The sequence below is a fragment of the Cupriavidus neocaledonicus genome, assembly GCF_000372525.1.
In the GTDB taxonomy this organism is placed as follows: domain Bacteria; phylum Pseudomonadota; class Gammaproteobacteria; order Burkholderiales; family Burkholderiaceae; genus Cupriavidus; species Cupriavidus neocaledonicus.
Window position 1 is genome coordinate 311,729 of the sequence record NZ_AQUR01000105.1, and the last position, 20,302, is coordinate 332,030.

General features: G+C 69.9%; 21 protein-coding genes and 1 tRNA gene. 4 read left to right on the top strand and 18 right to left on the bottom strand.

Translation table 11 applies throughout. The features are described from left to right. Nucleotides 1-2 precede the first annotated feature (2 nt). Together A3AG_RS0125545 and A3AG_RS0125550 are read left to right on the top strand one after the other, a co-directional pair. A complete protein-coding gene (locus tag A3AG_RS0125545; RefSeq protein ID WP_018008130.1) occupies nucleotides 3-563 on the top strand; it encodes a DUF1439 domain-containing protein in 561 nt (186 codons plus the stop codon). 77 nt (nucleotides 564-640) lie between these two features. After that, the gene (locus A3AG_RS0125550; RefSeq protein WP_018008131.1) at nucleotides 641-1,522 is read left to right on the top strand and encodes an undecaprenyl-diphosphate phosphatase; all 882 of its coding nucleotides are present in this window, start codon (nucleotides 641-643) and stop codon (nucleotides 1,520-1,522) included. 69 nt (nucleotides 1,523-1,591) lie between these two features. On the opposite strand, the gene trmB is transcribed toward A3AG_RS0125550, so the two are convergent. The 3 genes from trmB to A3AG_RS0125565 form a co-directional block, all read right to left on the bottom strand. Beyond that, nucleotides 1,592-2,377, bottom strand: coding sequence for a tRNA (guanosine(46)-N7)-methyltransferase TrmB (trmB, locus tag A3AG_RS0125555; RefSeq protein ID WP_018008132.1), 786 nt, complete (start codon nucleotides 2,375-2,377; stop codon nucleotides 1,592-1,594). Between the two features lie 66 nt (nucleotides 2,378-2,443). Continuing rightward, nucleotides 2,444-2,518 (bottom strand) — tRNA-Gly (locus A3AG_RS0125560). Nucleotides 2,519-2,578: 60 nt separating this feature from the next. Then, on the bottom strand, nucleotides 2,579-2,812 hold the full coding sequence (locus tag A3AG_RS0125565) for a hypothetical protein (RefSeq protein WP_018008133.1): 234 nt from the start codon (nucleotides 2,810-2,812) through the stop codon (nucleotides 2,579-2,581). A gap of 139 nt (nucleotides 2,813-2,951) precedes the next feature. Between A3AG_RS0125565 and A3AG_RS0125570 the strand changes: the two genes are divergently transcribed. Beyond that, nucleotides 2,952-3,329: a DUF5594 family protein gene (locus tag A3AG_RS0125570; RefSeq protein WP_018008134.1), complete on the top strand. Its 378-nt coding sequence runs from the start codon at nucleotides 2,952-2,954 to the stop codon at nucleotides 3,327-3,329. A gap of 15 nt (nucleotides 3,330-3,344) precedes the next feature. Here A3AG_RS0125570 and A3AG_RS0125575 read toward each other — a convergent pair whose 3' ends face one another. From A3AG_RS0125575 to ubiD, 3 genes are all read right to left on the bottom strand, one after another. Further along, the gene (locus A3AG_RS0125575; protein WP_018008135.1) at nucleotides 3,345-4,247 is read right to left on the bottom strand and encodes an aldose epimerase family protein; all 903 of its coding nucleotides are present in this window, start codon (nucleotides 4,245-4,247) and stop codon (nucleotides 3,345-3,347) included. 22 nt (nucleotides 4,248-4,269) lie between these two features. Beyond that, the gene (locus A3AG_RS0125580; RefSeq protein ID WP_018008136.1) at nucleotides 4,270-6,294 is read right to left on the bottom strand and encodes an acetoacetate--CoA ligase; all 2,025 of its coding nucleotides are present in this window, start codon (nucleotides 6,292-6,294) and stop codon (nucleotides 4,270-4,272) included. 130 nt (nucleotides 6,295-6,424) lie between these two features. After that, entirely contained in the window at nucleotides 6,425-7,951 is a 1,527-nt protein-coding gene (gene ubiD / locus A3AG_RS0125585) for a 4-hydroxy-3-polyprenylbenzoate decarboxylase (RefSeq protein ID WP_018008137.1), read from the bottom strand. A 651-nt stretch (nucleotides 7,952-8,602) separates the two neighbouring features. Between ubiD and A3AG_RS0125590 the strand changes: the two genes are divergently transcribed. After that, nucleotides 8,603-9,712 (top strand): lytic transglycosylase domain-containing protein, encoded by a 1,110-nt coding sequence (locus tag A3AG_RS0125590; protein WP_018008138.1) that lies wholly within the window; start codon nucleotides 8,603-8,605, stop codon nucleotides 9,710-9,712. A gap of 101 nt (nucleotides 9,713-9,813) precedes the next feature. On the opposite strand, the gene A3AG_RS0125595 is transcribed toward A3AG_RS0125590, so the two are convergent. The 12 genes from A3AG_RS0125595 to A3AG_RS34100 all read right to left on the bottom strand — a co-directional run bounded on the left by A3AG_RS0125595 (nucleotide 9,814) and on the right by A3AG_RS34100 (nucleotide 20,180). Further along, nucleotides 9,814-10,995: a pyridoxal phosphate-dependent aminotransferase gene (locus A3AG_RS0125595; RefSeq protein WP_018008139.1), complete on the bottom strand. Its 1,182-nt coding sequence runs from the start codon at nucleotides 10,993-10,995 to the stop codon at nucleotides 9,814-9,816. Between the two features lie 148 nt (nucleotides 10,996-11,143). Next, entirely contained in the window at nucleotides 11,144-11,662 is a 519-nt protein-coding gene (gene nusB, locus A3AG_RS0125600; protein ID WP_018008140.1) for a transcription antitermination factor NusB, read from the bottom strand. Then, nucleotides 11,655-12,155 carry a 6,7-dimethyl-8-ribityllumazine synthase gene (gene ribH, locus A3AG_RS0125605; RefSeq protein ID WP_012353576.1) on the bottom strand — a complete coding sequence of 167 codons (501 nt, stop codon included), beginning with the start codon at nucleotides 12,153-12,155 and terminating at the stop codon, nucleotides 11,655-11,657. The genes nusB and ribH overlap by 8 nt, the downstream gene beginning before the upstream one ends. 83 nt (nucleotides 12,156-12,238) lie before the next feature. Further along, the gene (gene ribBA / locus A3AG_RS0125610; RefSeq protein WP_018008141.1) at nucleotides 12,239-13,348 is read right to left on the bottom strand and encodes a bifunctional 3,4-dihydroxy-2-butanone-4-phosphate synthase/GTP cyclohydrolase II; all 1,110 of its coding nucleotides are present in this window, start codon (nucleotides 13,346-13,348) and stop codon (nucleotides 12,239-12,241) included. Between the two features lie 255 nt (nucleotides 13,349-13,603). Next, nucleotides 13,604-14,227, bottom strand: coding sequence for a riboflavin synthase (locus A3AG_RS0125615; protein WP_018008142.1), 624 nt, complete (start codon nucleotides 14,225-14,227; stop codon nucleotides 13,604-13,606). 61 nt (nucleotides 14,228-14,288) lie between these two features. Further along, entirely contained in the window at nucleotides 14,289-15,404 is a 1,116-nt protein-coding gene (gene ribD, locus A3AG_RS0125620; protein WP_018008143.1) for a bifunctional diaminohydroxyphosphoribosylaminopyrimidine deaminase/5-amino-6-(5-phosphoribosylamino)uracil reductase RibD, read from the bottom strand. A 51-nt stretch (nucleotides 15,405-15,455) separates the two neighbouring features. After that, nucleotides 15,456-16,016, bottom strand: coding sequence for a GspH/FimT family pseudopilin (locus A3AG_RS0125625; RefSeq protein WP_018008144.1), 561 nt, complete (start codon nucleotides 16,014-16,016; stop codon nucleotides 15,456-15,458). Nucleotides 16,017-16,023: 7 nt separating this feature from the next. Further along, a complete protein-coding gene (locus A3AG_RS0125630; protein WP_018008145.1) occupies nucleotides 16,024-16,476 on the bottom strand; it encodes a type IV pilin protein in 453 nt (150 codons plus the stop codon). After that, nucleotides 16,476-18,308, bottom strand: a complete 1,833-nt coding sequence (locus A3AG_RS0125635; protein ID WP_018008146.1) for a pilus assembly protein — start codon at nucleotides 18,306-18,308, stop codon at nucleotides 16,476-16,478. Before A3AG_RS0125635 ends, A3AG_RS0125630 begins: the two co-directional genes overlap by 1 nt. Further along, entirely contained in the window at nucleotides 18,305-18,898 is a 594-nt protein-coding gene (locus tag A3AG_RS0125640) for a pilus assembly protein (RefSeq protein WP_018008147.1), read from the bottom strand. The genes A3AG_RS0125635 and A3AG_RS0125640 overlap by 4 nt, the downstream gene beginning before the upstream one ends. After that, nucleotides 18,892-19,866: a PilW family protein gene (locus A3AG_RS0125645; protein ID WP_115678482.1), complete on the bottom strand. Its 975-nt coding sequence runs from the start codon at nucleotides 19,864-19,866 to the stop codon at nucleotides 18,892-18,894. The genes A3AG_RS0125640 and A3AG_RS0125645 overlap by 7 nt, the downstream gene beginning before the upstream one ends. Further along, nucleotides 19,863-20,180, bottom strand: coding sequence for a hypothetical protein (locus A3AG_RS34100; protein ID WP_145987508.1), 318 nt, complete (start codon nucleotides 20,178-20,180; stop codon nucleotides 19,863-19,865). The genes A3AG_RS0125645 and A3AG_RS34100 overlap by 4 nt, the downstream gene beginning before the upstream one ends. Between the last annotated feature and the right edge of the window lie 122 nt (nucleotides 20,181-20,302).

Below are 20,302 nucleotides of genomic sequence, written 5' to 3' on the forward strand. Positions count from 1 at the left end.
ACATGATCCGGACTTCCCGACGGCGCTGGCTCGCCGCTGCGGCCGCGGCCACCCTGGCCGTGGGGCTGGCCGCGTGCGGCGCCTTTCGCAGCGAGTACACGTTCTCGCAAAGCCAGCTGCAGGCGGCGCTGGAGCGCAAGTTCCCGTTCAACAAGCGCTACATGGAGCTGTTCGACATCCAGCTCACCAACCCGCAGCTGACGCTGGACTCGGTGCGCAACCGCGTCAACGTGCAGTTCGACGCCACCATCGACAACAAGCTGTTCTTCAGCCAGGCCCTGAGCGGCCGCTTCGCGCTGGACAGCGGGCTGCGCTATGACGAGACCACCCGCTCGGTGGTGCTGCAGGATCCGGAAGTGAAGCGCTTCGACGTGCAGGGCATGCCGGCGCAGTTCTCGCGCCAGCTCAACGCGCTGGGCGGCATCCTGGCCGAGCAGCTGCTGCAGGGCTATCCGCTCTATACCTTCCGCGAAGACCAGCTGCGCATTGCCGGCACGCACGTCGAGCCCGGTACAATCACCGTTTTGCCCGACGGCATCAACGTCAAGATCAACCGTCCCTGACCGGGGGCGAATCGAACAACAATGCGGGCGGTCCGGCACGCCGGACAACGCCCGTGACTACGTCTCTTTCGTTCCGCATGGAAATCGCACTAGCGCTGAAGGCCGTGATCCTCGGCATCGTCGAAGGCCTGACCGAGTTTCTTCCCATTTCCAGCACCGGCCACCTGATACTGGCCGGCCAGTTGCTCGACTTCAACGACGAGAAGGGCAAGATTTTCGAGATCGTGATCCAGTTCGGCGCCATCCTGGCGGTGTGCTGGGAGTTCCGCGCGCGCATCGGCAAGGTGGTGCGCGGCCTGCGCGACGACCCGCTGTCGCAGCGCTTTGCCGCCAACGTGGTGATCGCGTCGGTGCCGGCGATCGTGCTGGCGTTTATCTTCGGCAAATGGATCAAGGCCCACCTGTTCAACCCGATCTCGGTCGCGCTGGCCTTTATCGTCGGCGGCGTGGTGATCCTGCTGGCCGAATGGCGCGACGCGCGCCGCGGCACGGTCTCGCATCCGCAGGGCAACGCGCTGCTGGAAGCCGCCAAGGCCGGCGCGCCGCGCATCGAGTCGGTCGACGACCTGAACTGGCGCGATGCGCTCAAGGTCGGGCTGGCGCAGTGCTTCGCGCTGGTGCCGGGCACCTCGCGCTCGGGTGCCACCATCATCGGCGGCATGCTGTTCGGGCTGTCGCGGAAGGTGGCCACCGAGTTCTCGTTTTTCCTGGCGATCCCGGTGATCTTCGGCGCCACCGTCTATGAGCTGTACAAGGCGCGCGCGCTGCTCAACGCTGACGACCTCGGCATCTTCGCGGTCGGCTTCGTCTTTGCCTTCCTGTCCGCTTTCTTGTGCGTGCGCTGGCTGCTGCGTTTCGTCGCCACGCATGACTTCAAGCCGTTCGCGTGGTACCGCATCGCCTTCGGCATCGTGGTGCTGCTGACCGCGTACACCGGCCTGGTGTCCTGGCACGCCTGACCAGCGCTGTGTTGCAGGCAAAAAAAAGCGTGGCGGATGCCACGCTTTTTGTTTGCGCGCCCGCTGCGCTCAGGCGCGCTTGCGGAACACCACGTCCCACACGCCGTGCCCGAGCCGCACGCCGCGCCGCTCGAACTTGGTCACGGGGCGGTAATCCGGCCGCTCGGCAAAACCGTCCGGCGCCGCCGAGGTGTTCTCCAGCAGCGGCTCGGCCGACAGCACTTCCACCATCTGGTGCGCGTACTCTTCCCAGTCGGTGGCGCAGTGGATGTAGCCGCCCGGCTTCAGGCGCGCGGCCAGCAGCTTCACCAGCGGCGCCTGCACCAGCCGGCGCTTGTTGTGGCGCTTCTTGTGCCACGGGTCCGGAAAGTAGATGTGCACGCCGTCGAGGCTGTCGTCGGTCAGCATATGCGCGATCACTTCCACCGCGTCGTGCTGCAGGATCCGGACATTGGACAGGCCACGCTCGTCGATCAGCTTGAGCAGCGCGCCCACCCCCGGCTCATGCACCTCGCACCCCAGGAAGTTGTCCTGCGGCCGCAGTCCGGCGATATGCGCGGTGGTCTCGCCCATGCCGAAGCCGATCTCCAGGATCGACGGCGCCTGGCGGCCGAAGGTCGCCTCCCAGTCCAGCGGCTGCGGCGCGTACGGCACCAGCATGCGCGGCCCGACCTCGTCGATGGCGCGCTGCTGCCCGGTCGACGTCCGGCCCGCGCGGCGCACGAACGAACGGATGCGGCGCGGATGCGCAACGCCTTCAGGATCGGCAGGAGAGGGGGCGGACGCTGGCACGGCGGCGCGGTCTGCCGGCTCGGCCTCGGCGGCCGGCCCGGTACTGGGGTCTTGGGGAAGCATGGCAACAAAAAAGCCGCCGGGCGGATCACCGTAACGGTGGCAAAGGCGGCTCGTCTCGACTGGAAGTGGAGCGGGCGATGGGAATCGAACCCACGTCTTTAGCTTGGGAAGCTAAGGTAATAGCCATTATACGACGCCCGCGAACCCGCGATTCTATGCGCGATCCCGGGGGAGTGCAAGCGAGTGGCCGATGGGACGCATTCAGATCTCCGAATCCTTTTTCGCGAAATTCTTGCCGACCACCTGGCTGATATAGCTGCACAGTCCGCGTCCCGTCGTGGCGAGCCGCTTCATGTGTTCGACCTGGAGGTGGCCTGGCCTGCGGTAGTCATAGGTGTAGACGTGGCCGTTGTCGAAGCGGATCCGGATATGGTCCGGACCGAGCTCGTAGGCGACCACGCCCGATTTGCCGTTGAGATTCTTGTAAGGCTGCATAGCTGCCGATGATAAGCCGGGTTTGTCCTGGCCTGCCGCCTCCGGATCTACCGCGGCGGGCGAGGCGCGGCGTATAGTGGCTGGCACGCCGGCGCGCACCGCCGCAGGCGCCCTCCCGCAATGTCAGGATACCCCCACCTTGACCACCGACTTCTTCGCCCGCTTCGAAGCCGAATGCCTGCCGCGCATCGCCGACGCGATCGGCCAGCAGCACCGGCGCGTGCACCTCCAGCCGCTGCCTGCCGATGGCCCCGGGATGGCGCCGCGCCTGCGCATGACCGCAGACGGACCGCCGGAGCTGCGGCGCCATCCGTATGGGCTAGATATCACGCTGGCGTGGGACGGCCTGGAGGTGCAGCGGCTGTTCGCCGCGGGCGGCGAGGCGCGCTTTGCCGGTTACCTGGCGGCGCTGCCGTCCAAGCTGCGGGCGTGGCAGGAGCCGCGCGGGATCGATTTCAGCTCGCTGTCGCAGGCCGACCGGCGGATCCTGATCGGCGGGCTGGATTTCGAGCACTGAGCGGCGCCGCCTGGATCAGCCAGATACGCGCAGCCGGCACACCGCGCTTTCCGTCTGGCCGGGCTCGATCCAGCGCAAGCCGTGGCCATGGTGGATGGCATCCGGCAGTCCCACCCACGGTTCCACGCAATAGAAGTCGGAGACCTCGGTTTCGGACCACGTGGTCACGGCATGCCAGGGTGCACTGCCGGGCAGGTCGAGTTCGAAGCGGATACGGCGGCCGGGCATGGCGAGTTCCGCCGCGGGGCTGCCACGGAAGACGTGGAAGGTGTCCTGCAGCCGTGGATCGTCGAGCGGGTAGGTCGACTCGCCGGGCTCGGCAGGTCCCAGGCTGCCATCTGAAAGCTGGCGCCTGCGCTCGGTGTCGGGCAGCGCCAGCGACGCCGCGGCGCGCTGCGCGTGGGGCAGGGCGAAATAGAAGTGGTGCCCGGGATAGCAGGGCAGGCGCTGCGTGCCGGCGCTGGTGGTGCGCAGCGCCACCTCGAGGCCGTCGGGCAGCAAGGTGTAGACCACGTCGAACACGAAGGCGAACGGATAGCCGGCGCGCGTGGCCTCGCTGTCGCGCAGCGTCATCGTGATCGCAGCCAGCGGGTCGATGGCGCTGACCGCGAACGGCAGGTCGCGCGCAAAGCCGTGTTGCGACAAGGTATGGACCGTCCCTTGTCCGTCCCGCCATTGCCCCGGGTTGCCGTCGACAAAATGCCGGCCGATGAACGGGAACAGCAGCGGGTTGCCGCCGCGGATCTTGGCCGGGCGGCTCCAGTCGGCGGCGTCGGGCCAGTACAGCAGGTCTTGCCCGCGGTGCACCCAGCGGACCAGCCGCGCGCCGTATTGCGGTGCCAGCAGCAGGTAGGAATCGGCCTGGCCGATCCGCACCAGCGGCTGGCCCTGGAAGTCTTCGGTTGGCAGGTTGTGCATGGCCTGGACGATGTGGTGGCGCTCAGGTCGTGGCCGACTCGGCCTGGCGTGCCTTGAGGAAGCGCGCGGCATAGTCGAAGTACCAGTCGAGCGTGTCGGGGTTGGCCATGGCGTCGCGGTTGGCAATGCCCTGCGGTGCATGGCCCAGCAGCAGCTTCTTGATCGGCACCTCCATCTTCTTGCCCGACAGCGTGCGCGGCACGCCGGGCACCTGCACGATCTCGTTGGGCACGTGGCGCGACGACAGCGCGCTGCGGATGCGCGCGCGCAGCGTCTCGCGCAGCGCGTCGTCGAGCACCACGCCTTCGCGCAGCACCACGAACAGCGGCATATATGACTCGCGGCCCAGGTATTCGAGGTCGACCACCATGCTGTCCATCACCTCGGGCAGGTCTTCGACCACACGGTACAGCTCGCTGGTGCCCATGCGGATGCCGTGGCGGTTGATGGTGGCGTCCGACCGCCCGTAGATCACCGCGCCGCCGCGTTTTGTGATCTTGATCCAGTCACCATGCCGCCAGGCGCCGGGATAGGTGTCGAAATAGCTGTCGCGGTAGCGCTTGCCATCGGCATCGCCCCACAGGTAGAGCGGCATCGATGGCATCGGCTGGGTGCAGACCAGTTCGCCGACCGCGTCGACCAGCGGCTGGCCCTGGTCGTCGAAGGCTTCCACTTTCGCCCCCAGGCAGCGGCATTGCATCTCGCCGGAATAGACCGGCAGCAGCGGGCAGCCGGCGACGAACGAGCCGGCGAAGTCGGTGCCGCCCGACATCGGCACCAGCCAGATGTCTTCGCGCACATGGCGGTAGATCCAGTCGTAGGCCTCGACCGGCAGCGGCGAGCCGGTCGAGCCCAGCCCGCGCAGCCGCGACACGTCGGCGATGCGCGCCGGCTCGATGCCGGCCTTCATGCAGTTGGTGAAGAACGCCGCGCCGGCGCCGAACATCGTTACGCCGGCATCGTCGACGAAGCGCCACAGCACGCCCGCGTCGGGCCAGGCCGGGTTGCCGTCGTAGAGCGCGATGGTGGTGCCCAGCAGCAGCCCCGCCACCTGCGCGTTCCACATGATCCAGCCACTGCTGCTGTACCAGTGGAACACGTCGGCGGGGCCCAGGTTGTTGTGGAACGCCATCAGCTTGAGCTGCTCGATGACGATGCCGCCGTGGCCGTGCACGATCGGCTTGGGCATGCCGGTGGTGCCGGACGAATAGACGATCCACAGCGGATGGCCAAACGGGACTGGCTCGATCGCCAGCGGCACGTCGTGCGCCAGCACGTCCTGCCAGGCATGGACGCGCACGCCGGCGGGGGGCGCGGCGCCGCTGCCGATTTGCGGCACCAGCACCAGGTCGGTCAGCGAGGGCAGGGCGGCGACCAGCTCGGCCAGCACCGGTGCGCGGTCGTAGGTCCTGCCGCCGTAGCGGTAGCCGTCGACGGCGACCAGCACCCTGGGCTCGATCTGGCGGAAGCGGTCGACTATCGCCACCTGGCCCATGTCGGGCGCGCAGCCGGACCAGACCGCGCCCAGGCTGGCGCTGGCCAGGAAGGCGACCACGGTGGCGGGGATATTGGGCAGGTAGCCGGCGACGCGGTCGCCGCGCTGCACGCCCATCTGGCGCAGCGCATGCGCCAGCGACGCGACCTGCGCCTCGAGCGCATGCCAGCTGAGGTCGGCCAGCGGCTGCGCCTCGCCGGCATGGCGGATGGCGGTGCGCTGGCGCGCGCTGCCACTGCCGGCATGGCGGAAGACCTGCTGCACGTAGTTCAGCGTGGCCCCGTCGAACCAACGCGCGCCCGGCATGGTGCGCCGGTCCAGCACTTGCCTGGCCGGGCTGTCGAAGCGCACGTCGAAATAGGCGCGCACGGCGTCCCAGAAGGCTTCCAGCTCGGTGACGGACCACTGCCACAGGCTGTCGTAGTCGTCGAAGGCGAGGCCGCGTTCGGTGCGCAGCCAGCGCATGAACTGCGCGATCTGGCTGCGGTCGCGGAACGCCTCGGACGGCGTCCACATCAGGTTGCCTTCGGCGAGCGGGGCGGCGGTGGTCATGTCTCCTCCTTGGGCCCGTCTGCCGCGGGCATCGGATGGTGCGAGGGTTGGCCGCGGGCGCCTCTCATGGGCGCCCGGCATCAGCGTGACATGATAACGGCGGATCGCTGCCGGCGCGTGCCGGCTGCCATCAGCGACCGGCGGGGCGCTCGAACAGCGTTTCCCACAGGGAGTCGACCTTCGCCTTGACCGCCGCATCCATGGCGATCGGGGTGCCCCATTCGCGCGTGGTCTCGCCTGGCCACTTGTCGGTGGCATCGATGCCCATCTTGGAGCCCAGGCCCGACACCGGCGAGGCGAAGTCGAGGTAGTCGATCGGGGTGTTGTCGACCAGCACCGTGTCGCGGCTGGGATCGACGCGGGTGGTGATGGCCCAGATCACTTCCTTCCAGTCGCGCACGTCGACATCGTCGTCGACCACCACGATGAACTTCGTGTACATGAACTGCCGCAGGAAGCTCCACACGCCGAACATCACGCGCTTGGCATGGCCGGCGTACTGCTTCTTCATCCGCACCAGCGCCATGCGGTAGCTGCAGCCCTCGGGCGGCAGGTAGAAGTCGGTGATTTCCGGGAACTGCTTCTGCAGCAGCGGCACGAATACTTCGTTCAGCGCGACGCCCAGCACGGCCGGCTCGTCGGGCGGCTTGCCGGTGTAGGTGGAGTGGTAGATCGGGTCGCGCCGCATGGTGATGCGGTCGATGGTGAAGACCGGGAACCAGTCCTGCTCGTTGTAGTAGCCGGTGTGGTCGCCGAACGGGCCTTCGAGCGCGTGCTGGTAGCCGGACGGGTGGTTGGGATCGGGCTGGATATGGCCTTCCAGCACAATCTCGGCCGACGCCGGCACGCTCAGCTCGGACAGCGTCGGCGTCAGGCAGCCGGCCAGCGCGGTGCGGCTGCCGCGCAGCAGGCCGGCGAACTGGTATTCGGACAGCGTATCGGGCACCGGCGTCACCGCGCCCAGGATGGTGGCCGGGTCAGCGCCCAGCGCCACCGCGATCGGGAACGGCTTGCCGGGGTTGGCCAGCGCATGCTCGCGGAAGTCGAGCGCGCCGCCGCGGTGCGCCAGCCAGCGCATGATCACCTGGTTGCGGCCGATCACCTGCTGGCGGTAGATGCCCAGGTTCTGGCGCTTCTTGTGCGGGCCCTTGGTCACCACCAGGCCCCAGGTGATCAGCGGGGCGGCGTCGCCGGGCCAGCAGGTCTGGATCGGCAGGCGCGCCAGGTCGACGTCGTTGCCTTCCCATACCACCTCCTGGCAGGCCGGGCCGCTGACGCGCTTGGGCGCCATGTCCCACACCGACTTGGCCAGCGTGAAGAGCTTGCCGGCCTCGCGCAGCCCGCGCGGCGGCTCCGGCTCCTTCAGCGCCGACAGCACCCGGCCGATGTCGCGCAGGTCTTCCATCGATTCGGCGCCCATGCCAAATGCGACTCTGCGTGTCGTGCCGAACAGATTGGCCAGGACCGGCACGCTATAGATGTCGCCATGGGGAGCGCCCGCAGGTTGCTCGAAGACGACCGCGGGGCCGCCGGCGCGCAGCAGGCGGTCGCAGATTTCGGTCATTTCCAGGTTGGGCGACACCGGCCGGGCGATGCGCCGCAGCTCGCCGAGGTGTTCGAGCTGGCCGATGAAATCGCGCAAGTCTTTGTATTGCATGGTGAATTCTGTTGTGGTGCGGCATCCGCACCGGATCCGGGGAGGCGGCAGTCAGGTCGGTGACGATACACATTCCTGGCGGCAGCGGCAAAAAAATCGTCAGGCCGGTGCCGCGGAAATTGTAAGTTTTTTGTCCGCTCCGAACCTGGCGCTATCGCGGCGAGCCAAGGCTGCGCCTGCGTTTGCGGGTGTCCGAGTGCTGCCGGATCGACCAAAACGTGCTTGTTACAAATAACTGAAAGTAGTTAATTCTTTGATTGTTATTCTTGACGAGGTATAACACCGTTCCTACAATCCGGTCTGCTCCATGGAGTGTTGCGTCGCAACATGGATTTTCCCCCTGTGTCAAGGGGTGCACATCAAAAGAAACGTGCCAGGAAAGTCCCTCCAGCAAGGACCGATGGTCAGAGACCCGCGCGCATGGCGGGCGACCGGTCGCCTCCGGCGACTTGCCGGAGTGTAGAGAGTTAAGTCGTGGCAGGTAGCGCTCCCCCAGGGCGTGGCCTGTTTCCAGTTGGGCGCATGGGGAGCGCCCTGCCAACAGGTGCTTGGCCGTCACTGCTGGACGGCGCGGCATCCTTACTTGAGTACGTTGAGATCGGGCGCATGCCGCAGTCGGGCATGCGAAGCGGGCAACGGATGGAGGTAAGCATGAGCGGTTGGAAAACCCTTCATCTTCCCGGCATCGGGCGGGCCCTGCAGGTCCGCCTCCGACAGCCGGTACCCGGAGTGAGGCGGGCATTGCAGGTCCGTCTCGCGCATCCGGTCGCGGGCCGCGCCTTGCGCGGTGGCCGCACGACGCTGAAGTACGCCCTGAACAGCCTGGGCGTGGTGGCGGTGGTTTCGGCGGTGTCGCTGTCGGTGAGCCAGGAATGGCGCACCACGCTGGCCGCCTTGCTGGCCGGTGACGAAGCGCCCGCAGTGCTGGTGAGCGCCGCCGTGGCAGCGCCCGCGCATGCCGGCACTGCCCCCGGCGGCGCGCACAGCCCGGCCGTATCGAGCGCCGTCCCGCCGAGCACGGCCGACGTCGCGGCGGCCAAGTTCGGCTATGGCACTGCTCGCGGCGGCAAGCTCGGCCTCCCGACCGTGTCGGGCGTCGACGAATGGAGCCTGGCGGCCAATACCAAGGTGCCGTCGGTCGCCCACCTGGCGGCGCAGATCCCGGTGACGCGCGTGGCCGCGGACGCCCGCAGCACCGGTGCCACGCTGGGCAGCGCGCGCGAGCAGGCCGCCGTGGCGGACTATATCGCCCGCAAGTATCGCGTGGCGGCCCAGGCCACCGCGCAACTGGTCAAGGCGGCCTACCTGACCGGGCGCGAGGTCGGCATCGACCCGCTGCTGATCCTGGGCGTGATCGCGATCGAGTCCAGCTTCAACCCGTACGCCGAAAGCGGCGTGGGTGCGCAGGGCCTGATGCAGGTCATGACCAAGGTCCACCAGGACAAGTACGAAGCCGTCGGCGGCGTGTCCGCGGCGCTGAACCCGTACGCCAACATCAAGATCGGCGCGCTGGTGCTCAAGGACTGCATCGCCCGCGCCGGCTCGCTCGAGGGCGGCCTGAAGTACTACGTCGGCGCCACTACGGCCACCGATGGCGGCTACGGCGCCAAGGTGCTGGCCGAGCGTGCCCGCCTGCGCCAGCTGATCGGCGTGCGCAGCGCGCCCGCCAACGCCGGCAAGCCGGCGGCCGAGGACAAGGCGCCGGTCGAGCACGCACCGACCGAGAAGCTGGAAGCCAACAACGGGCCGCACAACGCCTGAGCCCGATTCGCCGATTCCCCGGCTCCCCGGCATCGCCCACAAGAAAAGCACCCCGCGGGGTGCTTTTTTCTTTTGCCTGCCGCCGCAGCGGCCGGCTGCGGTCAGCGGAACAGCTTGCCCAGCCGCGCCATCGCCTCTTCGATATTCTCGCGCGAGGTCGCGTACGAGATCCGGATGTAGTCCCGCGCCGTGTGCGGGCCGAAGTCCTGCCCCGGCACCATCACCACGCCGGCGTCGTGCAGCATGGCCTGCGTCAGCCGGTCGGCGTCGCCGGCGGCCGGGTGGTTGACGGCCCGGCAGTCGGCATACACATAGAAGGCGCCGTCGGGGCGCACCGGCACGCGCAGCCCCAGCGACTCCAGCGCCGGCACGATCAGGTCGCGGCGGCGGCGGAATTCGGCCTTGCGCTCGTCGTAGATGGCCATCGCCTCGGGCGTGAAGCAGGCCAGCGCGGCGTACTGTGCCACCGCCGACGCGCAGATGAACAGGTTCTGCGCAACCTTCTCGAAGGCCTCGACCAGCGCCTCCGGCACCACCAGCCAGCCCAGGCGCCAGCCGGTCATGTTGAAGTACTTCGAGAAGCTGTTCACCGTGACCACGTTGGGGTCCAGGCTCAGCGCCGATACCGGCGGGGCATCGTAGGACAGGCCCTGGTAGATCTCGTCCAGAATGGCGAAGCCGCGGCGCGCGCGCACCGCCTGCAGGATCCGCGCAAGCTCGTCGGGCAGGATCGAGGTGCCGGTCGGATTGGACGGCGAGGCCAGCAGCACGCCGCGGGTCTGCTCGCTCCAGTTGGCTTCGACCTGCGCGGCGGTCAGCTGGAAGCGTTCGGCCGGGCCGCTCGGGATCATGCGCGCGACGCCGTCGAAGGCGGCGACGAAGTGGCGGTTGCAGGGGTAGCTGGGGTCCGGCATCAGCACCTCGGCGCCGATCTCGACCAGCACCGCGCACGCCAGCAGCAGCGCCCCCGAGGCGCCGGCGGTGACGATCACGCGCCGCGCCGGGATGTCCAGGCCGTAGGCGGTCTGGTAATAGCCGGCGATGGCCTCGCGCAACGGATGGATGCCGAGCGCGCCGGTGTACTGCGTGACGCCGCGGCGCATCGCCGCCTCGGCCGCGCGCACCACCGGCTCGGCGGCGGTAAAGTCCGGCTCGCCGATGCCCATGTGCACGATATGGCGGCCGGCGCGCTCCAGCGCGGCGGCCTGCTTGGCCAGCTCCATCACATGGAAGGCGTCGATGTTGGCGAGGCGGGAGGCGGTGGCCAGGTGCTGCAAGTCCATGGTGTTCCGGGGCGGGCCGGGGCCCGTTCAGCAAAGGGATAGACAGGAATGAAAACACCCGCCGCGGCGGGTGTCGTCTTCATCGGCGCTGGCGCCAGCGCCAGCGCGACGGCACGGCGGGGCCGCGGCAAGCGGCACCCAGCGGCGCTCAGCGGCGCGCGGCAACCTCGGCGGCGCGCACCTGGGCGGCAAGCTTGTCCAGCACGCCATTGACGTACTTGTAGCCCTCGACGCCGCCGAAGGTCTTGGTCAGCTCGACCGCTTCGTTGATGACCACCTTGTACGGGATGTCGAGGCAGTGCACCAGCTCATAGCTGCCGACCAGCAGGGCGGCGCGCTCGACCGGCGACAGCTCGTCGACGGAACGGTCCAGGAACGGCTCGAACGCGGCGGTCAGGCGGGCCTCTTCGCGCACGGCGCCGTTGAGCAGCGCGTCGAAGTGCTCGCGGTCGGCCTTGTTGAAGCCCTGGGCGTCGTGCAGGTGGGCCTGGATCGCGCCGATGTCGTTGCGGTTCAGCAGCCACTGGTACAGGCCCTGCAAGGCCAGCTCGCGCGAGCGCCGGCGCGCGCTCTTGGGCGGCGCCTTGGCTTCGGTGCGGGCCGCGGCGGGCTTGCCGCCGGCGCCCTTGCCGGCGTCCTGGTCCGGGGTGTTCGACGTATCACTCATCGTCGTCCTCGTCTTCGTCTTCCTGGCCGCGCAGCGAATCGAGCGCCGCCACCAGGTTGGCCATCTCCACCGCGGCGCGGGCGCAGTCGCGGCCCTTTTCGCGGGTGCGGGCATGGGCCTGCTCGTCGGTGTCGACGGTCAGGATGCCGTTGGCGATCGGCACGTTGAAGTCCAGGCCGACGCGGGTGATGCCGGCGCCCGACTCGTTCGAGACCAGTTCGAAGTGATAGGTTTCGCCGCGCACCACGGCGCCCAGCGCGACCAGCGCGTCGAACTGGCCGCTCTCGCACATCTTCTGCAGCGCCAGCGGGACTTCCAGCGCGCCGGGGACGGTCACCACCAGGGTGTCCTCGCCCTCGACGCCGAGCTGTTCCAGCTCGGCCACGCAGGCCTCGAGCAGCTCGGCGCAGACCGGCTCGTTGAAGCGCGCCTGCACGATGCCGATACGCAGGCCTTCACCGTCGAGGTTGCTGGGGTAGAAGCCGTGATCCATTGTTCAGTTCTCCAGTTTTCGGGAGGGCCGCGGCGGCAGGCGCCGCGGCCCGGGTATTGGGATGGCTCGGTCCTGGGGCCGGTTCAGTCGGCCTGGCCGCTCATCGGCTGGTAGCCGGTCACTTCCAGGTCGAAGCCGGTCATGCTGGGCATGCGCTGCCTGGCGGCCAGCACACGCATCTTGCCGACGCCAACATCCTTCAGGATCTGCGCGCCCATGCCATAGGTACGCAGGTCGGGCTTGCGGCGCGGGCGCGACTGCGGCGCGTCGAGCGCGCTGAACTGCGTGAACAGCTGTTCGACGGTGTCGCCGCAGTTCAGCAGCACGATCACGCCCTTGTCGGCCTCGGCGATGGCCTGCATCGCCGCCGGGATGCTCCACGAGTGCGTGGTGCATTTCACTTCCAGCAGGTCCAGCACCGAGAACGGCTCGTGCACGCGCACCAGCGTTTCCTGTTCCGGCGTGGGCTTGCCCTTGACCAGCGCCAGGTGGGCCTGGCCGGTCGGCTTGTCACGGTAGGCGATGCTGTGGAAGGTGCCGTACGGGGTTTGCATGGCGCGCTCGCCGACGCGCTCGATAATGCTCTCGGTGCGGCTGCGGTAGTGGATCAGGTCGGCGATGGTGCCGATCTTGAGGTCATGCTCCTGCGCGAACTCGACCAGGTCGGGCAGGCGCGCCATGGTGCCGTCGTCCTTCATGATCTCGCAAATCACCGCCGCCGGCGTCAGCCCGGCCAGCGCGCCCAGGTCGCAGCCGGCCTCGGTATGGCCGGCGCGGATCAGCACGCCGCCGGGCTGGGCCGTCAGCGGGAAGATATGGCCGGGCTGGACCAGGTCGGCCGGCTTGGCGTCGCGGGCGACGGCTGCCTGCACGGTGCGGGCGCGGTCGGCGGCGGAAATGCCGGTGGTCACGCCCTCGGCGGCCTCGATCGAGACGGTGAAGTTGGTGCCGTGCTGGGTGCCGTTGCGGCTTACCATCGGATGCAGGTCGAGCTGGCGGCAGCGTTCGGCGGTCAGCGTCAGGCAGATCAGGCCGCGGCCATGCTTGGCCATGAAGTTGATCGCCTCCGGCGTGACGAAATCGGCAGCCAAGACCAGGTCGCCCTCATTCTCGCGGTCTTCCTCGTCGACAAGGATGACCATGCGGCCGGCGCGAATGTCGGCAATGATGTCTTCGGTACGGGCGATTGTCATGGCGTGCAGAACGGCAGGTTGGGGCGGAAATCAGGCGAATGGCTGTGGCAGGTACCATGGCCGCGGTGGAAAGCGGCCGGACTGAGGCGGGGCATCGGGCCGGGCCGGGCCATATACGCCCGGCAGGTTGCCCAGTCAAGCCGGGTATTGTACGCCAAGGCAGCCCACGCGGGACGCGCGGGCCGCGGAAAGTGCGGCGGGTTGGAGGCGGGGCGAGCGCGGGTGCAGGCTGCGGCGCCTGGCCGGTGTCCCGCCTTATGCCGGAGCCTGCGCGGCCGACAGCATCCGTTCCACGTAGCGCGCGATCAGGTCAATCTCCAGGTTGACGCGCGCGCCGGGCTTGAGCTCCTGCAGCGTGGTGACTTCGACGGTGTGCGGGATCAGGTTGATCGAGAACACGCAGCCATCCGCCTCATCGGTGACGCGGTTGACCGTCAGCGACACGCCGTTGACCACCACCGAGCCCTTGTAGGCCAGGTAGCGCGCCAGCTCGCGCGGGGCGCGGATGCGCAGCTCGTGCGACTCGCCCACCGGCGCGAAATGCACCACTTCGCCCAGGCCGTCGACATGCCCCGACACCAGGTGGCCGCCGAGCCGGTCGGCGAGGCGCAGTGCCTTTTCCAGATTGACGCGGCCGGCGCGGTCGAGCCCTACGGTCTTGTCCAGCGATTCACGCGAGACCTCGACCTCGAAGGCGTCGGTCGCCATGGCGATCACGGTCATGCAGGCGCCCTGGATGGCGATGCTGTCGCCGATGATGACGTCGGACAGGTCCAGCCCGCCCGCCGCGATGCGCAGGCGCACGCCGGCGTCGGCTGCGGCGCCGAGCGGGGTAATCGATTCAATGCGGCCGACCGCCGCGACGATGCCAGTAAACATGGTGGAGTCTTGTGCTTGGGGTTTTCGGAATCTTTGCGATGCGCTGCCGCGGGCCATGGCGCTATGCGTCGATGCGCCGGGCGATCAGCCGCAGGTCGTCGCCGATCTGCCGGACTTCATGCCAGTGGAACTGCTCGGCATCCTGCAGCCGCGCCAGCGGCGGCAGGTTGAACATGCCCTGGGCATCGCCGAGCAGCTTGGGCGCGAGGTAGATCAGCAGTTCGTCGGCGCAATGCTCGCGCACCAGCGAACCGTTGAGCTTGAAGCCCGCCTCGACGTGCAATTCGTTGATGCCGCGCCGGCCGAGTTCTTCCAGCATGCGGCGCAACTCGACCTTGCCGTGCGGGTTGGGCAGCACCACGACTTCGGCGCCGCGGCCTTCCAGCGCGCGCTGGCGCTGCCGGTCTTCCACCGCGCAGAACACCAGCACGGGCCGGGCGAACTCGCCGGTATCCGGGGTCAGGATCTGCGCGTCGAGTGGCACTTCGAGACGGGAATCGACCAGCACCCGCTGCGGCTGGCGCGGCGTGTCGATGGCACGCACCGTCAGCGCGGGATTGTCGTCGCGCACGGTGCCGATGCCGGTCAGGATGGCGCAGGCGCGGGCGCGCCAGGCGTGCCCGTCGTCGCGCGCGGCCTGGCCGGTGATCCACTGGCTGGTGCCGTCATGCAGCGCCGTGCCGCCGTCCATCGACGCCGCCACCTTGACGCGCACCCACGGCAGCCCGCGCGTCATGCGCGAGACAAAGCCGATATTCAGGTCGCGCGCCTCTTTTTCCAGCAGTCCGCAGCGCACGTCGATGCCGGCATCGCGCAGGCGCTGCAGGCCGCGCCCGGAAACCGACGGATTGGGGTCTTCCATCGCCGCCACCACGCGCGCCACGCCGGCGCGCACCAGGGCGTCGGCGCACGGCGGGGTACGCCCGAAATGGCTGCACGGCTCCAGAGTGACATAGGCGGTGGCGCCGGCCGGGTCGAGCCCGCGCGACAGCGCGTCTTTCATCGCCTGGATCTCGGCATGGTCCTGCCCGGCCGGCTGGGTGAACCCCTGTCCGATGACCTGGCCATCCTTGATGAGCACGCAGCCGACGCGCGGATTGGGCGTGGTGTTGAACATGCCCCGCGCGGCGAGCGCGAGCGCCTGTTGCATGGCGGCGTGGTCGGTATCGGAAAACATTCGGCGATCGGGTGGGCCTTGGCGCTGCGATTGGGTGGCAGGGCCGCCAGGTCATGGCGGCTCGGAGGATTCGGCCGCCTCGCAGTCGGGGTCGCGGCCAGGTGTGCAGAGTCGGATACGTCCCTGCGCGCCCATCCTGACTTGCCGCTGCTCGCCACGGCAGCCAAGCGTGAAGGTGGCGGCCTGGAATCCGCCCTGCTCAGAACGAGAGTATCCCACAGGCAGGAATTTCAGCACATTGGCGCCGCGCACGGTTTGCCGCAATGTCACGGACAGGCACGGCATGCCGGGCTCGACTACGGACAGCACCACCGCCGGGTCCGTGCCGGCGCCGGCCGTCACCAGTTGCCAGCCCGGGCTCAGCGTGGCCTCGCCCGGCAGCGGCTGCAGCGTCACCTCGAGGCGGCGCGACAGCGCGGTGGCGCGTGCCAGTGCCAGCGACATCGCCAGCCGGTCGGCCGCCAGCGTGACCTGCTGGCGCGCGAGCATGCCGCTGAAGACCGGATAGGCCGCGGCCGTGAACACGCCGAGAATGGCCAGGCCGGCGACCAGCTCGACCAGCGTCAGTCCCCCAGTATGTCGATGCCTGCCGGCATCCCATGGCATGTCCATGCGGGCCTCAGCAATGGGGCGGCAACGGTTGCGGTACCTCGCCGTCGGGCAGAGCCAGCCACTGGCCGGTGCTGCGCAGGATCAGCGTTCCGCATTCGGGATCCGCGGCTTGCGGCACCGCACGGAGTTCGACACACATATCGAGCGCGGCTTGCGGGCAAGCGCCGGCGCTAACCAGATGGCGCACGGGACCGCTGGCTGGCACGCGCAGCGGCCACTCGCCGGCGACTATGTCCGACCCTGGCGCGGCGGCAAAGGTCATGGCCTCGAGCGCATGCCGCTCCAGCTGCAGCATCGCGCCGGTCAGCGCGGCGCGGGCCTGCGCGCGCCAGCCACGCGCCAGGTGGCGCTGCCATGCGGGTACGGCGATGGCCGCGAGGATGGCCAGCACGGCCAGCGCCGCCACCAGCTCGATCAGGCTGAAGCCGCGCTTGCGCCGGCAGGCCGATGCCAGGCTCATCATGGCGCATCCTCCCTTGTCGGGCCGACGATCTCGCGCCAGCGCAGGCGCCCGGTGCGGCGCGTGGCCAGCGTTTGCGCGATCGGCGTGACGGCGCTGCCCGTGGCGGACCACACCGAGAGCGCGTACACCTGGCGCCCGGCGCCGCCCGGTGGCGCGCGCGTGCCCGGCACTTCGGCGCGGGTCGCGAACACGCTGGCTCCGGGCGGCAGCAACTGGCCGGTGGCGACCAGCAGGCGCTCGCCGGGGCTGCGTTGCGCGGCGGATTCCCCGGTCGCCGCCAGCACCAGGTAGCTGCGTTGCGCGCCATCCGGCGTGCGGGTCACGAACAGCAGGTAGCCGGGGAAGACCGGCTCGATCTCGAGCAGCTGTTCGCCGGCATGGGGCAGCGTCAGGCGCCAGCCGAGGGCCTGCGCGCCGCCCGCCGCCGCGCGCAGGACATGGCCGTGGTCCGCCGCGTGGGTCGTGACCTGCGGCGGCGTGCGCGCCGTGGCGCTGCGTGTGGCAAGGTCATCGGGCACCGCGGCCAGTTCGTTGCCGGCGCCGTAGATCACCACGGGCGCGGTGGGGGAACCGAGCAACACGGGGGCTTCTTCGCGGGCTGGTTGCGTGGCCACCTGCATCCGGTACAGGCAGGCCGCGGCAGGGTTTGCCCCCGCCGGCGGCGCGTCGGCGAGGGTGAAGCGCCAGAGCTGGCCGGCATCGTCGGTGGCATAGGCAGCGAGCGCGGCACCGCTCATATCGGACAGCACGCTGACCGCCACCAGCTGGCTGGCCGCGGGGCCGCCCAGGCAGTCGCGTTCCGGCAAGGGCATGATGCGGATGGCGTACTGGCCGTCCCATGCCGCGCCGGCGGGTTTGTCCAGTGGCAGCAAGGCAAGTCCGGCGCGGCCAGCGCCGGTCCCGCCGCCGCTGCCTGCATCGACGATCACGACCGCGAACCAGCGCAATCCTTCTGGTCCACGGATGCCCGCCGCGCGTACCGGGCCGCGCGCGGCCAGTGGCAGGGTGTCGGTCGCGGCGGTTTCCCAGACCGGCACGAACGGCATTTGTCCGTCGGGATCGGTGACGTCCAGCACGAACGCCGCCGCAGCATTGCCAGTCGCGGCATTGGCCGCGATGCCGCATAGCAGCACCGTGCGCCATTCGCCGCGCAGGGTGACGTCCTGCGCTTCCGGGCGCGGGCAGGGCGGCGGCAGTGTCGGTGTTCCCGGCGCCGGCATGGCGAGGGCATGGGGCAGCAGCGCGCCCGGCAGGTAAGCGGCGCGCTCTTCGCCGGTCGCGGCATCGAATGCGTGCAGCAGGCCGTCGGCCGTGCCATGCCAGGCCACGTGCGGGCGCAGGCTGTAGCGCAGGCGAAAGCCGGCGTGGCCAGGCTTGCCGGGCGACCATGCGGGCGGCGCCAACACCCGCACGCGTGCGCCTGCCGCGTTGCCCAGGCGGGTATCGCGCGGCCGCAGGCCGGCGCGGGCCTGGTCGCCGCGCAGCCAGTCCACCGAGGCGCTGTCCCCGATATGCAAGGCCTCGGTGGCTGCATCCCATTGCAGCGCTATGGCGTGCGCGGTCCCCCCGTCCGCCACGGCGTACGTGAATATCCGCCGCGACGGCACCGTCCGGCGGTCGAGGCGATCGCCGGCCTCCCACAGCGCGGGCGAGGGCGCCTGCGTGAGGTCCTGCCAGCCGATGGCGAACAAGCGCCCGGTCCACGGATAGGCGCCGTTCGCGGTCCGGTAGGCCAGCGGCAGCCGGCCCGCTTCGGACCCGGCGGCATGGCAGGCCGCAACCACGACGAAGACCAGGCAGGCGAGGGAGAAGCGCGCGAGGCAGATCATGGCTGGATTACGCTTTGCAACAGGGCGCGCACGGCACGGTTGCGGCCGAAGCCGACCGCGGTCACCCGCATCCGCGGCGCCGGGGCGAGCGCGGAGGCGGGGTCCGGCGCGCTGTACCCGGCCGGCGCTTCGTCGAGGATTTCCGCGACATAGCGCGGCGGCTCGTGCGCGGCTGCGTCGGCCGGCAGCGCAGCGCCGGTAAAGCGCCCCAGCGGCACGCCGATGGCGCCGACCTCGGCATCGGCCCGCAGCCACGGCTGCCACACCGGCGGCCCGGCCAGTGCGGGCCGGCAGAGGCCTGCCTGCGGGCCGCCGCCGCAGCGACCCGGCGCCGGCCACGCAGCCAGGCGGTCCTGCGCGTCCAGCGATGCCGCTGCCGCCAGCAACTCGGCCTCGCCATCGCGCAGGGCCGCCTCGGCGAAGCGGAAGGCCAGCTCGCGCTCGCGCTGCATGACGGCAAGCTGGCGGCCGGACAGCAGCATCTGCAGCGTGGCGGCCGCGAGCAGCACTACCATCAGCAGCAGCGTGCCGCACAGCAGCAGCGTGACGGCGCCGCTCTGGCGCGGGCGTGACAGGCAGCGCGCTAGCACAGCGTCTCCTGGCAGCGGGGCGCATTGCGCAGCCGCACCGTGGCGGCAAACACGCGGCGCGCGGTGCCGGCCTGCGCCGGTGCAGCGGGCGGCAAGTCCGCCGCCGCGGTGCCGGGCAGCGACAGCGCGTCCGCAGCGCTGCCCCCGGCTGGCGTGGCCGAACCCGGCCGGTCGCCGCGCACGGCGATGGCAATCTGGACCGCCACCACGCGTTGCCAGGCGGCATCGCCCAGCGGCGGGATCGCCGATGCCGTCTCGAAGCGCTCGGGGCGGCCGTCCTGGTCCAGGTCCAGCCCATAGCGCAATTGCAGTGATTCCACGCCGCGCACCAGCGCGCCCGAGGTCCAGCCGCTGCCGTCGATCAGGCCATTGCGGCGGGCCGGGTAACGGCACAGCAGTTGCGGCACGCCATCGGCGCCAGCCGCCACATAGAGCAGGTTCTCCGCGACGTAGCCGCCGCTTGCGGCGGTGCTTGCCGCGCCCACCGCGCCCACCGCGCCCGCGGCGCCCGCGGTGCTTGCGGCGACCGGATAGCCGCTGCAATCGGTCATGGTGTCGTCAGGCTGCGCCGGTGCGGCGGGCAGGCCGCTGCCGCTGAAGCGGACCAGCAGCGCGTCGCTCTGACCGACCGCGGCCCTGGTGCAGGCAGGCACGGCGGCCACGGCGGGCTGGCCGCAATTGTCCGCGCCGCTTACCACGGGCAGGCCAGCGCCGGCTGTGCCGGACGCCGGCTCGCCCGGCCATCCGGACTGGCGCAGCAGCGTGGACAGAATGGCCAGCGCGCGCTGGCCGCGTTCCTCGATCAGCACGCGGTCGGTGGTGGCGAGATAGGCCGCGTGGGCGTTGAGGAAGGCCGCGCCGGCCACGGCGGAGGCGATCAGGCCCAGCGCCATGCCGACCATCAATTCGACCAACGAGAAGCCGCGCGGGCGGGTCCGCGAGCTGCGCGCGTGAATCAGCCCGCTCATGGCCGCCCCCATGCTGCCCCGTCCGGGAGGCAGCCGTCGGCATCCGGCATCGGCACGATGGCGGCGACCGCGGCCAGGGGCGCCGCGCAGCGCCCCAGTTCGGCATCGTCGGCCGCGCTGCGCGTGGCCTGTGCCAGGCGCTCCAGCTGGCGCAGCCAGCCCAGCCCGGTGGTGCCGACCAGCGCCATCGGCAGCAGTCCGGCAAGTACGATCGACAGGGCGCCAAGCGCCTCGATCAGCGCGTAGGCGCGCTGGACCCGGGGTTGCGGGGTAGCCGGCGGCAGCGCTCGACGACGGGTCGGGGGTGAGGACATGGCATGGGCTGTGAAGGCGATGGGCCCAGATTAGCCAGCCGTCCCGGCCGCGAACGTGCCGAAACGTAAAGCAGGGAAATCCGCACCATTGTGTTAAGCACGGGCCTGCCGGCCCCGATCGT

Excerpts from the sequence above, each read along its gene's own strand:
- A3AG_RS0125545 (WP_018008130.1), top strand. The coding sequence starts at position 3 with ATGATCCGGACTTCCCGACGGCGCTGGCTCGCCGCTGCGGCCGCGGCC.
- A3AG_RS0125550 (WP_018008131.1), top strand. The coding sequence starts at position 641 with ATGGAAATCGCACTAGCGCTGAAGGCCGTGATCCTCGGCATCGTCGAA.
- trmB (WP_018008132.1), bottom strand. The coding sequence starts at position 2,377 with ATGCTTCCCCAAGACCCCAGTACCGGGCCGGCCGCCGAGGCCGAGCCG.
- A3AG_RS0125565 (WP_018008133.1), bottom strand. The coding sequence starts at position 2,812 with ATGCAGCCTTACAAGAATCTCAACGGCAAATCGGGCGTGGTCGCCTAC.
- A3AG_RS0125575 (WP_018008135.1), bottom strand. The coding sequence starts at position 4,247 with ATGCACAACCTGCCAACCGAAGACTTCCAGGGCCAGCCGCTGGTGCGG.
- A3AG_RS0125580 (WP_018008136.1), bottom strand. The coding sequence starts at position 6,294 with ATGACCACCGCCGCCCCGCTCGCCGAAGGCAACCTGATGTGGACGCCG.
- ubiD (WP_018008137.1), bottom strand. The coding sequence starts at position 7,951 with ATGCAATACAAAGACTTGCGCGATTTCATCGGCCAGCTCGAACACCTC.
- A3AG_RS0125590 (WP_018008138.1), top strand. The coding sequence starts at position 8,603 with ATGAGCGGTTGGAAAACCCTTCATCTTCCCGGCATCGGGCGGGCCCTG.
- A3AG_RS0125595 (WP_018008139.1), bottom strand. The coding sequence starts at position 10,995 with ATGGACTTGCAGCACCTGGCCACCGCCTCCCGCCTCGCCAACATCGAC.
- nusB (WP_018008140.1), bottom strand. The coding sequence starts at position 11,662 with ATGAGTGATACGTCGAACACCCCGGACCAGGACGCCGGCAAGGGCGCC.
- ribH (WP_012353576.1), bottom strand. The coding sequence starts at position 12,155 with ATGGATCACGGCTTCTACCCCAGCAACCTCGACGGTGAAGGCCTGCGT.
- ribBA (WP_018008141.1), bottom strand. The coding sequence starts at position 13,348 with ATGACAATCGCCCGTACCGAAGACATCATTGCCGACATTCGCGCCGGC.
- A3AG_RS0125615 (WP_018008142.1), bottom strand. The coding sequence starts at position 14,227 with ATGTTTACTGGCATCGTCGCGGCGGTCGGCCGCATTGAATCGATTACC.
- ribD (WP_018008143.1), bottom strand. The coding sequence starts at position 15,404 with ATGTTTTCCGATACCGACCACGCCGCCATGCAACAGGCGCTCGCGCTC.
- A3AG_RS0125625 (WP_018008144.1), bottom strand. The coding sequence starts at position 16,016 with ATGGACATGCCATGGGATGCCGGCAGGCATCGACATACTGGGGGACTG.
- A3AG_RS0125630 (WP_018008145.1), bottom strand. The coding sequence starts at position 16,476 with ATGAGCCTGGCATCGGCCTGCCGGCGCAAGCGCGGCTTCAGCCTGATC.
- A3AG_RS0125635 (WP_018008146.1), bottom strand. The coding sequence starts at position 18,308 with ATGATCTGCCTCGCGCGCTTCTCCCTCGCCTGCCTGGTCTTCGTCGTG.
- A3AG_RS0125645 (WP_115678482.1), bottom strand. The coding sequence starts at position 19,866 with ATGAGCGGGCTGATTCACGCGCGCAGCTCGCGGACCCGCCCGCGCGGC.
- A3AG_RS34100 (WP_145987508.1), bottom strand. The coding sequence starts at position 20,180 with ATGTCCTCACCCCCGACCCGTCGTCGAGCGCTGCCGCCGGCTACCCCG.